The sequence below is a fragment of the Roseburia sp. AF02-12 genome (genome assembly GCF_003461765.1).
In the GTDB taxonomy this organism is placed as follows: Bacteria; Bacillota; Clostridia; order Lachnospirales; family Lachnospiraceae; genus Roseburia_C; species Roseburia_C amylophila.
In genome coordinates, this window is sequence record NZ_QTXS01000001.1 from 1461865 (window position 1) to 1476054 (window position 14190).

General features: G+C 42.8%; 11 protein-coding genes and 1 riboswitch. Of the genes, 2 read left to right on the forward strand and 9 right to left on the reverse strand.

Annotation, left to right across the window (positions count from 1 at the left end; all coding sequences use genetic code 11):
• Positions 1 to 6: 6 nt before the first annotated feature.
• Complete coding sequence (locus tag DV740_RS07115) at positions 7 to 1422, reverse strand: MBOAT family O-acyltransferase (RefSeq protein WP_117697972.1); 1416 nt, start codon at positions 1420 to 1422, stop codon at positions 7 to 9.
• A gap of 105 nt (positions 1423 to 1527) precedes the next feature.
• Positions 1528 to 2853 (reverse strand): MATE family efflux transporter, encoded by a 1326-nt coding sequence (locus tag DV740_RS07120; RefSeq protein WP_022242703.1) that lies wholly within the window; start codon positions 2851 to 2853, stop codon positions 1528 to 1530.
• A 78-nt stretch (positions 2854 to 2931) separates the two neighbouring features.
• Here DV740_RS07120 and DV740_RS07125 point away from each other — a divergent pair, with 78 nt between their 5' ends.
• Positions 2932 to 3744 carry a MerR family transcriptional regulator gene (locus DV740_RS07125; protein WP_117697971.1) on the forward strand — a complete coding sequence of 271 codons (813 nt, stop codon included), beginning with the start codon at positions 2932 to 2934 and terminating at the stop codon, positions 3742 to 3744.
• 46 nt (positions 3745 to 3790) lie between these two features.
• On the opposite strand, the gene pflA is transcribed toward DV740_RS07125, so the two are convergent.
• From pflA to DV740_RS07150, 5 genes are all read right to left on the reverse strand, one after another.
• A complete protein-coding gene (pflA, locus tag DV740_RS07130) occupies positions 3791 to 4525 on the reverse strand; it encodes a pyruvate formate-lyase-activating protein (protein WP_117697970.1) in 735 nt (244 codons plus the stop codon).
• 146 nt (positions 4526 to 4671) lie between these two features.
• Complete coding sequence (pflB, locus tag DV740_RS07135; protein ID WP_022242705.1) at positions 4672 to 6924, reverse strand: formate C-acetyltransferase; 2253 nt, start codon at positions 6922 to 6924, stop codon at positions 4672 to 4674.
• Positions 6925 to 7118: 194 nt separating this feature from the next.
• A riboswitch (ZMP/ZTP riboswitch) is annotated at positions 7119 to 7198 on the reverse strand.
• An 83-nt stretch (positions 7199 to 7281) separates the two neighbouring features.
• Positions 7282 to 8022, reverse strand: coding sequence for an amino acid ABC transporter ATP-binding protein (locus DV740_RS07140; RefSeq protein ID WP_022242706.1), 741 nt, complete (start codon positions 8020 to 8022; stop codon positions 7282 to 7284).
• Positions 8012 to 8698: an amino acid ABC transporter permease gene (locus DV740_RS07145; RefSeq protein ID WP_022242707.1), complete on the reverse strand. Its 687-nt coding sequence runs from the start codon at positions 8696 to 8698 to the stop codon at positions 8012 to 8014. Before DV740_RS07145 ends, DV740_RS07140 begins: the two co-directional genes overlap by 11 nt.
• 20 nt (positions 8699 to 8718) lie before the next feature.
• On the reverse strand, positions 8719 to 9516 hold the full coding sequence (locus tag DV740_RS07150; protein ID WP_118087762.1) for a transporter substrate-binding domain-containing protein: 798 nt from the start codon (positions 9514 to 9516) through the stop codon (positions 8719 to 8721).
• Between the two features lie 247 nt (positions 9517 to 9763).
• Between DV740_RS07150 and DV740_RS07155 the strand changes: the two genes are divergently transcribed.
• Complete coding sequence (locus DV740_RS07155) at positions 9764 to 10627, forward strand: type II CAAX endopeptidase family protein (RefSeq protein ID WP_118087763.1); 864 nt, start codon at positions 9764 to 9766, stop codon at positions 10625 to 10627.
• Here DV740_RS07155 and DV740_RS07160 read toward each other — a convergent pair.
• Both DV740_RS07160 and DV740_RS07165 read right to left on the reverse strand, forming a co-directional pair.
• Positions 10624 to 13395, reverse strand: a complete 2772-nt coding sequence (locus DV740_RS07160; RefSeq protein ID WP_118087764.1) for a DEAD/DEAH box helicase family protein — start codon at positions 13393 to 13395, stop codon at positions 10624 to 10626. The two genes, DV740_RS07155 and DV740_RS07160, sit on opposite strands and share 4 nt — an antisense overlap.
• On the reverse strand, positions 13392 to 13898 hold the full coding sequence (locus DV740_RS07165; RefSeq protein ID WP_118087765.1) for an NUDIX domain-containing protein: 507 nt from the start codon (positions 13896 to 13898) through the stop codon (positions 13392 to 13394). The genes DV740_RS07160 and DV740_RS07165 overlap by 4 nt, the downstream gene beginning before the upstream one ends.
• Between the last annotated feature and the right edge of the window lie 292 nt (positions 13899 to 14190).

Here is a 14190-nt window from a genome sequence, read left to right on the forward strand (position 1 = left end):
TCCTCACTAGAATCTGAAGTATAAGAATGGATCATCCATTCCAAGATACATACAATATACGCTCGCCCAGAATAATGCCAGCAGCAGTAAAATCACCCAGAGGCGGTTCTTATTCTTCTTAAGGAGCTTCTCCTGAACACCTGTTGCAAACAGGATACCAAGCACCAGATAAATGCCATAGGTCTTACCATATTTCAGATAATCTCCCTGAAACAATACCGTTCCGGTACTGCCAAAGAATGGGAATAATTTCTGTAAATAAATGCCAAGCTGGCTTAAATCCGTAATCACAAAGACCAGCCAGGAAAGTGGTATCCAGAGTATCATATAAATATGGCCAAGCGCCTTATGCCGCTCCAGCACTTTTCCAAGTCCGGCTTTTTCCACGAATAATAAGACAAAAAGCAAAAGTCCCCACAGTACAAAGTTCCAGCTTGCGCCATGCCAGAGCCCTGTCAGAAGCCATACCACAAACATATTGCGGACGGTCTTTGCAAAACCACCGCGGTTGCCGCCCAGCGGAATGTATACATATTCCCGGAACCAGCCACCCAGTGTCATATGCCAGCGGCGCCAGAAATCCGTCATGGACACTGCCATATACGGATTGTTAAAGTTCTGTGGAAAGTCAAAGCCCATCATCCGCCCCAGTCCGATTGCCATCAGGGAATACCCATAGAAGTCAAAATATAACTGCAGGCTGTATGCCACAATGCTCATCCATGCCAGCGGTGTGGAAATGCTCTCATAACCGATTGCTGTCACCTCTGTCCAAAGATGTCCCACCCGGTTTGCCAGCAATACTTTATAAGCAAGTCCCAGTGCAAATACCTTAAGTCCGGATTCCACCTTTACCATGGAATGTTTTCTCTTATGAAGCTGCTCCTGAATCAGATGGTAATTGACAATCGGTCCTGCAATTAACTGCGGGAACATGCATAGATACGTTCCCAGAGAAATCAACGATTTTTCCGCTTTTGTTTCCCTCCGGTACACGTCCACCAGATAGGAAATAATCTGGAACGTATAAAAGCTGATTCCAATTGGCAGAATCAGATTCCATGTTTCCAGTTGTACCTTAACGTGCATTGCACCAAAAAGGGCATTCAGATTCTCTATAAGAAAGCCCAGATATTTAAACAGAATGAGCCATCCTAAATCATAGACGATTCCAACCACAAGCCAGGCTTTCCTCGCCCGCTTCGTCTTCTGTGCCGCAATCAATTTTCCAGCCACGAAATTGACCACCACAGACATAATCATAAGTAAAAGATAACCCGGATTTCCCCTGACACCATAGTAATAAAAACCAAGGCTGGCAAGGAAAAGCCAGGCATTCTTATAAGAAGCCGGCAGGATATAATAAACCAGAAAAAATACCGGCATAAAATACATGATAAATGCTATGCTGCTAAAAACCATCTTTCGTATCCTCTCTTTACTATCTTAAAATGGTATTATCCATTCATTCTTTACCATTCATTATACTCTTTATAGATTAGACGTTCCAGATGAAAAAAAAGTTTCTTAAATTCCGTATTTCGATAAATTTCTTCTCTGACAGTAAAAAGAAAGTCCTGATGTCACAAATTCTGCCACCGGAACTGCCAGCCAGACTCCCTTTAATCCGATAATTTGCGGCAGAATCAGTAAAGAGGCCAGAATACAGACAAAGGTTCTGCTGAAGGATACCAGTGCAGATGTTTTTCCATCAGAAAGTGCCGTGAACAGCGAAGAGGTAAATACGTTATAGCCGCTGAAAAGATAGTTGATGCCAAACAATGCAAATCCCGTAACTGTCATTGCAAAGGTATGACTGCTTTCTGAGACAAATACTGATGTAATCGGCTTCGCCAGAAGAATCGATGCCACCGCCATAAAGCCAGAGGATATTTTTACAAACCGGTTACTGATATGGTAAACGTTACTTAATTTTTCACTGTTCTTTGCTCCGTACTGGAAGCTGATAACCGGTGCCACACCCATGGAAAATCCAAGATACAGCGCATTGAATAAAAACTGTCCGTATAAAATAATGGTAATTGCAGCTACCCCGTCTGCTCCAACCATACGCATCAGAATAATATTAAAAAGGTATGTAATTACTGCATTGGAAAGGTTCGTTACCATCTCGGAAGAACCGTTGGTGCAGGACTGCCACAATGCTTTTCCATCCCAATGGAAGCGGGTAAAATGAAGTCCTTTTCTTTTCACCAGGAAATAGATGACTCCCACTACCGCAGGAATCATCTGTCCGATGCCTGTTGCAATAGCTGCTCCGGCAATGCCAAGCTGCATTGGCCCCATAAAGACATAATCTAAGATTGCATTGGCTACACCTCCGGCAGTAATCAGTCCGAGTCCATATGCAGGTTTTCCTGCAGTCACAAAGAAGCACTGAAATAAACTCTGCAAAATACAGCACGGTCCAAAATACATCATATCAATAAGATATGTTTTCCCATTTTCGAATAAAGAGTCGTCTGCTCCTAATGCATATACAATCGGTTTATGAAAAAGTAATACAATAACCAGCAGCACCAGACTTACAGCAACTCCTACCACTGCAAGAAAAGTAAAGTTCTCACATGCTCCCTTTTCATCTCCCTCACCCATTTTTCTTGCTACCACTGCACTTCCACCGGTTGCTAACATAACGCCGATTGCAATGAGAATACAAATAACCGGCCATACAATATTGACTGCAGAAAGAGCGCTTTCTCCTACCAGTCTTGACACAAAGATTCCATCTATGATTGTATACAATGACATAAATACCATCATAATCATAGATGGCAATGCAAATTTCAATAAGGATAATGTTTTAAAGTTCTGATTTAATGAATTCGACATGATAACCTCCTTGTCTTATGAATCACTATTTGCTATCATAAACTATATGGTAACCATATAGTCAAGGAGATTTTTTTAATGAGTAGAAATGAATATCTGACCACCGGAGAAGTTGCCCGGATGATGGGCACTACAAAGAATACACTGTTTCACTACGACCAGCTTGGCATTTTTTCACCCGAAGCAAGAGGGGACAATGACTACCGCTACTACACCGTCCGCCAGATGGATGTGTTAGATGCCATTATCACGCTGCGGGAACTTGGCATGCCTCTGTCGGAAATTAAAGAATACATGGAACACCGAAGCCCGGAAAATTATGCCACACTTCTTACGAAAGAAAACGCTGTCATCGAACAGCAGATTCGTGCATTAAAAGAAAAGCAGAAGTGGATTCAAAGACAGCAGAAACGAATTAAAACCAGCCTGACTACAAATCCGGATATCATTGAAGAAGTCTCTCTGCCAGGATTTTATATTGCAGCACACCCTGTCAGTTCTTCCGATGATAAGACCATCTCCGTAAAAGTCAGTGAGCTTCTGAACTCCTATTATGAAAGCAAGGAAACTACCGGTTTTACAGTGCTTTATATCCAGATGGAGCGTGACCTTGCCCGGGGTGCCCACAATCTTTATCACGAGGTATGCCTTGCCATGCAGACCCCTCCCAAGAAAATGCCTTACCGGATTCTTCCGGCTTCTAAATGTCTCGCTGCCTATCACCTGGGAGACTGGGATGATATTTCACTCGCTTATGACAGGCTGCGCAGCTACATGAAGCAGCACCAGATTACTTCATCCGATGGCAGATTCTATGAAGAAGAATTGATTAACGCTACCATGACGGATAAACGAAGTGAATACCTTACCCGCATTATCGTCAGAATCTAAAAAGCAGCATTACTTTTTTATTTTCCTGTAATGCTGCTTATCTATTTTACAGTGCCCCAAGAATCTCTTTTGCCCGGTCTATCTGCTCCTTTGTAGGCGGGTCTACGCCTTCTAACTGATATGGAATTCCAAGTTCCTTCCATTTAAAGACGCCTAAGGTATGATATGGCAGCACTTCCACCCGCTCTACTGTCTTAAGGGTATCAAGAAAACTTCTTAAGCGGTGAAGCTCATCCTCTTCTGTTGTAATACCCGGCACCAGCACATGGCGGATCCACATTGCTTTGCCATGGTCTGATAAATAAGCTGCCATTTCCAGAATATTCTGATTGGTCTGTCCGGTGAGTTTCCGGTGTGCTGTATCATCCATATGCTTAATGTCCAGCATAAAAAGGTCTGTATATTTCATCAGCTCATCAAATTTACTTTTAAACGGTTCTTCCATGGAAAATGGATTGCCGGAGGTATCGAGACAGGTATTTACCCCTTTTTCTTTTGCCAGCCGGAACAGTTCTGTTACGAAATCTATCTGTAAAAGAGCCTCTCCACCACTTACGGTGATTCCGCCCTTTTCTTTCCAATATGTTTTATAGCGAAGCGCCTTTTTTAACACTTCTTCCGGTGTCATCAGCTCTCCGCCATCTTTTGCCCAGGTATCCGGGTTATGGCAGTACTGACATCTCATGTTACAGCCTTTTAAAAATACAATATATCTTACGCCCGGCCCGTCTGCTGAACCAAAGCTCTCTACGGAATGGATACGTCCTTTTATTTCACTCATGTTGCCTCCTATACACCAAAATACTTACGGCTGCTTAACAACCTACGATAAAAATGTGCAGGCTTTTTTCATTAAGCCTGCACATTCTGCTTTACCTGAATCGCGGAAAAATCGTATGCTCCCCGCAGTTCGGTTACTGTCTTAAATTACATACGCTCATGACAGGTACGGGCAATAACATCAAGCTGCTGCTCTTTTGTCAGGTCGATGAACTTAACTGCATAGCCGGATACACGGATTGTGAAGTTTGCATACTCTTCTTTCTCCGGATGCTCCATTGCATCAATAAGCTTTTCTTTGCCAAATACATTAACATTCAGATGATGTGCACCCTGATCAAAGTATCCGTCCATTACATTTACAAGGTTATCGATTCTTTCCTGCTCGTTGTTTCCAAGTGCGCCAGGATTGATGGTCTGTGTATTGGAAATACCATCTAATGCCCACTCATATGGAAGCTTGGTCAGAGAGTTTAAGGAAGCTAAAAGTCCGTTCTGCTCTGCACCGTAAGATGGGTTAGCTCCCGGTGAAAGTGGTTCGCCGGCTTTACGTCCATCCGGCATAGCTCCGGTTGCTTTACCATATACTACGTTAGAAGTAATGGTAAGGATAGAAGTTGTAGGCTCAGAATCACGATAAGTATGATGTTTCTTTAATTTATCCATGAAAGTCTTAAGCAGCCATACTCCGATTTCATCTGCACGGTCATCATCATTTCCGTACTTCGGGAAGTCTCCTTCGATTTCGAAGTCTTTTGCAAGTCCGTTCTCATCACGTACGACTTTTACTTTTGCATATTTGATTGCAGAAAGAGAATCGATAACATGTGAAAATCCTGCAATACCGGTTGCAAAGGTTCTCTTTAAGTCGGTATCCATCAGAGAAAGCTCTGCTGCTTCATAGTAATATTTATCATGCATATACTGAATCAGGTTCAGTGTATTTACATAGATGTCTACTAACCAGTCCATCATCTTGTCATATTTTGCCATTACTTCATCATAGTCAAGATATTCAGCTGTAATTGGTGCGTAGTTTGGTCCTACCTGCTCGCCTGATTTTTCATCAACACCACCGTTGATTGCGTAAAGCAGACATTTTGCAAGGTTTGCACGAGCGCCGAAGAACTGCATCTCTTTACCTGTCTGTGTAGCAGATACACAGCAGCAGATTGCGTAATCATCGCCCCATACCGGTTTCATTGCATCATCGTTCTCATACTGGATTGAGCTTGTTTCAATCGAGATACGTGCTGCATAATCACGGAAGGTCTGTGGCAGTCTGGATGAATAGAATACAGTAAGATTTGGTTCCGGTGCCGGTCCCATATTCTCTAAAGTATGAAGGAAACGGAAGTCTGTCCTGGTTACCATGGAACGTCCGTCTACACCTGTTCCTGCTACATCAAGGGTTGCCCATACAGGGTCACCGGAGAATAACTGGTTATAAGAAGGAATACGTGCGAATTTAACCATACGAAGTTTCATTGTGAAATGGTCAATCAGCTCCTGAGCCTGCTGCTCGGTAAGAATTCCCTTATCCATATCTCTCTTAATATAAATATCAAGGAAAGTAGAAACACGTCCTACTGACATTGCTGCACCGTTCTGTGTCTTGATTGCTGCAAGGTATCCGAAGTATAACCACTGAACAGCCTCTTTTGCATTGGTTGCAGGTCTTGAAATATCATATCCGTAAATCTCAGCCAGTTTCTTCATGTCTTCCAGACATTTAATCTGCTCTGCAATTTCTTCTCTTAAACGGATGACATCATCTGTCATCTGTCCGCATCCGCAGTTGGCTTTGTCCTTCTTCTTCTCAGCGATTAAGTAATCCAGTCCGTATAATGCTACACGACGGTAATCACCTACAATACGTCCACGACCGTAGGTATCCGGAAGACCTGTTAAAATCTTAGCATGACGAACCTTCATCATTTCCGGTGTATAAGCATCAAATACTGCTGTATTGTGTGTCTTATGATACTTGGTGAAAATTTCTTTTAATTTATCATTTACTTCATAACCGTAGGTCTCACATGCCTGAACAGCCATCTTGATTCCACCATATGGCATGAAAGCTCTCTTTAATGGTTTGTCAGTCTGAAGACCAACTACCTGCTCTAAATCTTTTAAGCTTTCATCGATATATCCCGGACCATAAGCTGTAATTCCGGTTACAACCTCTGTCTCCATATCAAGAACGCCGCCCTTGGCACGCTCTTCTTTCTGTAATTTCTGAAGTGCCCCCCATAGCTTGTTGGTTGCATCTGTCGGCTCAGCTAAAAAGCTCTCATCTCCATCATATGGAGTGTAGTTGTCCTGAATGAACTGACGAACATTGATTTCTTCTTTCCAGAGACGTCCTTCGAATCCATCCCACTCTTTCATTTCAATCATTACGATATCCTCCTAAAAAAATGTATTCAGTATGAACACTGAATGGTTACTAAATTTACTGTCAACAGACTTTTTATTCATTGGTTTGAATTAGTCTTGTTTAACTGTAGTTAGTATATACTGACCGTTATTTTTTTGTCAATATCTTTTGGTGTTCAAAATAACATACAAAAGAAAACGAGCCAGTCCTCCAGGTTCATCGCCCAGACGGTCGGCTCGTTTTCGTTATACTTCATGTGGTTTTTCCACTTATCCGTCAGTCATATAACGGTTTTATCATAGACTATTTCTTTTCTGATTGCAATAGCTTATGAAAACTTTTTATCAACTATTTTTTCCGTTTTATCTGTTCTTTCGCTACAATACTTTGGAAAGGAAGTCGCAAAGACGCGGATTCTGTGGATTGGCGAAGAATTCTGCCGGTGTATTCTCTTCCTGAATCTGTCCTTCATTGATAAACATGACACGGCTTGCCACTTCTCTTGCAAATCCCATTTCGTGCGTTACCACTACCATAGTCATTCCGTCCTGTGCCAGTTCTTTCATAATTTCAAGAACTTCTCCTACCATTTCCGGATCCAGTGCGGAAGTCGGCTCGTCAAATAACATGACATCCGGATTCATTGCCAGTGCTCTTGCAATTGCAATACGCTGTTTCTGTCCACCGGAAAGCATTGCCGGATAGGTATCTGCTTTATCAGACAGTCCGACTCTCATCAAAAGCTCGTCCGCACGCTTAGATGCCTCTTCCTTATTCATAAGTCCGGTCTGAACCGGTGCCAGCATGATATTTCCTTTTACGGTATAATTTGGAAACAGATTGAACTGCTGGAATACCATTCCAATCTTCTGACGCATCTTGTTGATGTCTACGGATTTATCCGTGATATCTGTTCCTTCAAAAGTAATCACACCGGAAGTCGGCTCCTCTAAAAGATTTAAGGAACGTAAGAATGTGGATTTACCACAACCGGATGGTCCGATGATGGCTACTACCTCTCCCTGGGCGATTTCTGTGGAGATACCATTTAATACATTTACATTTCCAAAGGATTTACACAAATCCTTTACTTCAATCAATACCTTCTTATCGCTCATTTGTTCTCAACCTCGTTTCCAGTTTATGTACACCAGCCGTTAAAATCATAACGATTATCAGGTAGATAATTGCAACACCGAACAATGGTAAGAACGGGTCATAGGTCTGGCTACGGATGATATCGCCACCCTTTGTCAAATCCGGGATTGCAATATATCCACTGATGGAAGTCTCTTTCAGTAAGGTAATAAACTCATTTGCCAGTGCCGGAAGTACATTCTTAAATGCCTGTGGCAGAATAATCAGACGCATGGTCTGCGAATAATTCAGTCCGAGGCTTCGTCCAGCTTCAAACTGTCCTTCGTCTACAGACATGATTCCGGAACGTACAATCTCTGCCACATAGGCAGCCGAATTCAAACCAAAAGCGATTACAGCCACTGCAATCTTATTATCGAGTGCAACCAGAATAATATAGTACATAATCAAAAGCTGTACCATCGTAGGGGTTCCACGCCATATGGTAAGATACACTTTACATATAAAATTCAAAACATTTAATCCACCATGTTTATCATGGGTGGAACGGATAATTGCGACTAAAAATCCAACCACAATACCCAGAAGTACTGCAAGCACTGCAATAAGCAGTGTATTGCCAAGGCCACGTAACAGATAAAGATATCTGTCTTTCTCTATAAAATCCTGTTGAAAGCTGCTTAAAAAATCGCTCAAGGTCTTTCCTCCTATACCGATTATTTATTTCTTACTACAATAACCTGGCTTGCTGTTGCATAAGTATCTGTAAAGTCAATGTTCTTAAGACGGTCTTCTGTTACAGTCATTCCTGCTGCACCAAAATCTGCTTTACCGGAAGATACTGCTGCGATGATTGCATCAAATTCCATATCTTCAATCTCTAAATCATAGCCAAGCTTGTCACAGATTGCTTTTGCGATATCTGCATCGATACCAACTACGTTGTCACCATCATAATATTCGTATGGCTCAAACTGCGCATTGGTTGCCATGGTAAGTTTTCCGTTTGGATATTCTGTTCCCTCCGGAGTCTCATATGGATGCTCTCCTGTTTCATCACCAATATAGTTGCTGATGATAGTATCGATTGTTCCGTCTGCTTTTAACTCTTCGATTGCTTTGTTGAATTCGTCTGTTAAATCTGTGTTATCTTTTGCGATACAGATTGCATATTCCTCTGCATCAAAGGTATCATCTAAGATTTTCAAGTCATCATTCTTCTCAACAAATGCCTCTGCAGGCTGCTTGTCGATGATTACACAGTCGATCTTACCGGTCTTTAATGCCTGGATTGCATCAGAACCTTTGTTGTAACGCTCTACGGTGCTTCCTTCGTCCTCGTATGCTGTTGCATCGGCATCTCCGGTTGTTCCAAGCTGAACACCGATTTTCTTTCCCGGAATGTCATCCTTGGAATTTACTGTGTTTGCAGCTACAGATGAGCCACATCCTACCATTGCTACTGTCATTGCTGCAGTTAATAAAAGTGCTGCAAATTTCTTCATGTTCTTCATATTTATTCCTCCTCTGATTATAATTATGTGAATTTATATTTCATACAGCATCATAAAATATATCAACATAACGCCTAGTATAGCATGATTCCGCCTATTTCACAAGTACCCGGAGAGTATTTGTCTGCATTTAAAAATACATTTTTCCATGTATTTTTAAACAGGCGGTACCTCAGTAGTTTGCATATTCGCTTCATAATTGTTATAATGTGCCAAGAAAAGTGATGATACTTGAGGAGGTTTTTTCATGAAGCGATTTGGCAGAATTATGTTCTGTTTTCTTCCGGCTCTGCTGGCATTTGGCCTGCAGCAGCTTATCTCCATTCCGGCAGTAGGGCTTGCCCTGCTGGGTGGTTTTTATACCAAAGGGGCAACTTCTATCGATGACTGTATGGATGCATTTTTAAATATTATTTCCACCGCCAATTTTAATGCCGGTGTCAGTGCAGCCTACGGTACTGTTGCCCTTGTGGTATTTGCCTGCTGGTATTATAAAAAGTTCCGGCAGACAGAACCGGAAAATGTACGGAAACCATTTAATATTCCGGTTATCTTCGGCATTCTTATTACTGCAGTAGGATTACAGTATATTACCAATTACATTGTATCTTTTACTGCAGCCATTAACCCGCACTGGCTGGAATATTACACTAACCTGGTAGAATCGGTGGGACTGGATAAGCCTTCCCTGATTCTGGTTCTCTATTCCGTTCTGATTGGACCTGTCTGTGAAGAACTGATTTTCCGTGGACTGACTTTGAAATATGCCAAAAGAGCAATGCCTTTCTGGGTTGCTAACCTCTTGCAGGCACTGCTCTTTGGTGTGTTCCATATGAATATGATTCAGGGTGTTTATGCTTTTGTGGTAGGAATTGTTCTTGGATTTATCTGCGAGAAAAGCCGCAGCATTTATCCTTCCATGCTTTTCCATATCCTCTTTAACATCTGGGGAACCTTCTCCCCGGACTGGTTTATGTATAAAGCAGATACCGTTCCGTTCTTCTTCCTGTGGTTCTTTGTTGGTGCCGGACTACTGGTTGCAGGACTGCTCCTCTTTTTCTTTGGAGTAAATAAAAAATATCCCAAAATTGAAAATTCTTATTATTCTTAATATCCTTTTGCAATTTTCTTTCCCTGCAAAAGGCTCTGGTTTTGATTTACAAAGGAGCGTGTCCGCTCTTTTAATAATAATTTTCGTCCTTCCGGGGTTCTTGTATATACCACATGGTATGGTCCAAGAGCCCTTTTCATATGCTTTTCAAAAATCAGGGCACGCTCCTTTTGTCTTCCGAATATTTCCGGGACACTGTAACACTCTCTTGATGTGCCAAAGATTTTTTCCCGGATAAGAAGATACCTTGGATTATCAATAACACCCCACAATTCTTCCATGCAGGCAGAATAGGTTGTCTTATCTCTGGTGGTTCCACCTTTAAGCCAGGTACCTACCACAAGTCCGTTAAAGGATTCTACTTCTGTCCTGCAATGGGCACCATCCTCTAATTCCCCGCATTCCCTCAATGCATCTAGCATTGCTTCGCTAAGCTGTTTCATCCGTCTTGCCGGGGTGCTGAATTTAAACAGACGTATCCCCTGATAGACAATTCCGGCAAATGCAGCTAACAGCGCAATTCCAAGTAACAGGAAAGCCGGATGATTACCAAGCTTCTGTGCCATCATTCTTCCACTCATTAAGAGTATTGCAAGTATCACCTGTATGATTTCTATACAGACCGCATTAATAAAGATATATCCGGTTTCTATTTCTTTTGCTGCAATTTCATCTATCTGTTCTATTTCCATCTGATTTCGCACTTCCTGTAAGGACTGGTTCCATCGCTGCCTCAATGCATTTCTGTCCTTTGCACGCTCAAGCATCATGCGGTTTGCTTTATCTACCTCATATTTTGATGTTATCTTTGGAATGTCCAGCCGACCGATTCCGCTTTCGATTACATCTTCCCTGCAGGATACTCCTAAAAATGATTCAAACCGGCGTTCCAGCATTTCATAATCGCCCTCTGCATCGGTATTACTCTGCTGTCCCTGCTCTTTTGGAAAAATGCAGGCAAGATGCCAGATGTTTCCGGTCTTATCCGGCTGCTCTCTGTCGGTACGGATTGCTCTTCCACGCATCTGGTTACTCAGCATAAAAGACCCTACATAAGTTGCCAGTATCAGGGAATTGATGCACGGTGCATCCCAGCCTTCTCCCAGCAATGACTTGGTTCCAATCAGTGTATGAATCTCTCCCTGGCGGAATAACTCCGTCACAACAGCTACGGTGTGGGTACTCTTTCCTTTTATCATAAGCTGTCCGTATCCGGTATCTCCCAGTGGATTTAACGTTCCGCTGCAGCCATACTGTGCCAGCAATTCCGGCAGTTTTGCTTCCACTGCCATTGGAACGATTATCACTGTTCCGCTCAGTACACCCAGCCGGATTCCAGTCATGTTCTGCCGCCTTAAATATTCAAAAATCGGCACTGCACCAAGCTCTGTTACCAGTGTATCTTTACTTCCAATCTCCGGCAATTTGTCTTTCTTAATATAATCGCAGAGAACCAGAAGGCGTAAATCATTTCCCAGTGCCTCATACTCAGCCTGCACAATGGTACGGATGCTCTCCATCTTTCCCTGGCTTTTCATAAGTACCTTTTTAATGGCTTCATTATCCCGCAGTGCAACCTTGTTCCGGTAGATGGCTCCTGCCTCTTTTAATTCCTGCAGCAGGCTTTCCCGCTCTGCTTCCATCATGGTATAGGACTCTCTGTCCTCATAAAAAACACCCTGCAATAACACTTCCATCCAGTGTGCATCCATTCCCGGCAGCTTTCCCTTTGTTCCGATGAGCTTCCTTAAATAACCGGAAAATGGAATCCCTTTTGCCTGGCAGTATACCAGCAGCGCTGTAAAATACTCCGGTTTATCTAAGAACCGCTCACTGTATTCTTCCGGATGCATAAGCCCCTGATGGGAAGATACGATTCTTCGCAATGTCTCATCTGCCATCATTTTCTGCACCTGCATCTGCATCCGCTTCTGATGTTCCCTGACATATGCTTCCTCTTCTCTTGTCGGCCAGTTAAAATAAACGTAGTCCTGATGCGGACAGAGGCTTCCTTCTCTTACCAGTTCCGGCGTAAAGATTTCTTCATCAATCGGTCCGCACATATCGATATAACGCTTCCACTGTGCCGGTGTGCTGTCATATGGCGGTGTTGCTGTCAATGCAATGATTTTCACATCCGGCAGCTTGTCTAAGAAAGTCTCCAGTGCCTTCCACCACTCACTACGAAGGTGATGTGCCTCATCCAGACAAATTGTTGTAATACCGGCTTCCTTCACTGCCTTAAAAATATCGAAATCCCGGTAGTCAACCTGCTCCGTTTCCTTCTCTCCATCTGCTTCTTCTGTCACTCCGCCGGCTGCCACTTTACTGTCTGCCGCATCTACTCCATCCACCGCTTCACTGGCTGCTGCATCTTCCTCTGCCGCTTCCCCGCTGTCCTCTTCCAGTGTGCCCTGCTCCCGCTTCATGGCACTGTACAGTGCCTGATAAGTCGTTGCAGTCATCTGCTTCATCTGTTTTAAATCATTGGATAATATTTCCTGCGGATCTGCCTCTTCGGTTAAGAAGCCCTCCTGTATACGCATCAGCCATTGCTGACGGATGGTAATGCTGGGTGAAAAAATAAGGCAGGGTGCTCCCAGCCTCCGAATCAGTTCTATTCCAAGTGTAGTCTTGCCGGAACCCGGCGCTGCCACAATATGTATCTTTCCATCCTTCAAATACTGCTGCGCATGTAAGAGTACTCTTTCCTGATAATCTCTCCACTTTCCCCGAAATTGCAGGATTCCCTCATATCCTGTGTTCATAAATTTCCCTCCATCATCATTTTGACAAATGCAGTATCGCGATATATCCACGGTTCCTTCGAAAATGGCTCATTTGCTTTTACAATCTCTTCCGGTGTCATCCATTCCAGATGATAGCCTTTTGCCTTCTCGCTTTCTGTCATATGCGGTTCTGTTGTTCTCTCCTCAACTGCACAGGCAAAGAAATAGGTGTGACAGTGATATATTTTATCTGTTTCAAATAAATCACGGCGTTTTTCTTCTATCTCGCCCAACAGCTGCATACTTCCCGGGCATAATATCAAGCCGCCCTCTTCTAATACTTCTCTGGAAAGTGCCGTTTCAAAATCTTCCTCACCATCCATGCCGCCGCCTAATATTTTGCAGTCCCCTGCCCTGCCGCGCTGGACTGCAATTTTTCCATTCTTTTTTATGATTGCCCGGACGCACTTTCTTTCAAATACCGGCATGCCATCCTCATAATCTTTTTTATCTAATACCAGAAGTATTTTACTTTCCGTCATTTTCCGTTTCCTCGCTCTTGTCAAAGTTACCTAATCTGCCCACTGAAAACTGTTTACCATGGTCTCTGCTGTCCGTATAGGTACCTTCGCCATTTACCCGGGTAGCACTGCCCTGCACCTGCATCATAAGCTGTGAAAGAATAGTCCTTTGTATTAATTTTTCATCATAATATGTAATGTCGGTTGAAATCGCATTACTAATAGCTAGTATACCATAAACATACTGTTTTGGGGAAGAAATGTCCTATTTCATCCAATAAACAACTATCTTGTCGCTTTCTACTCTCCAAAG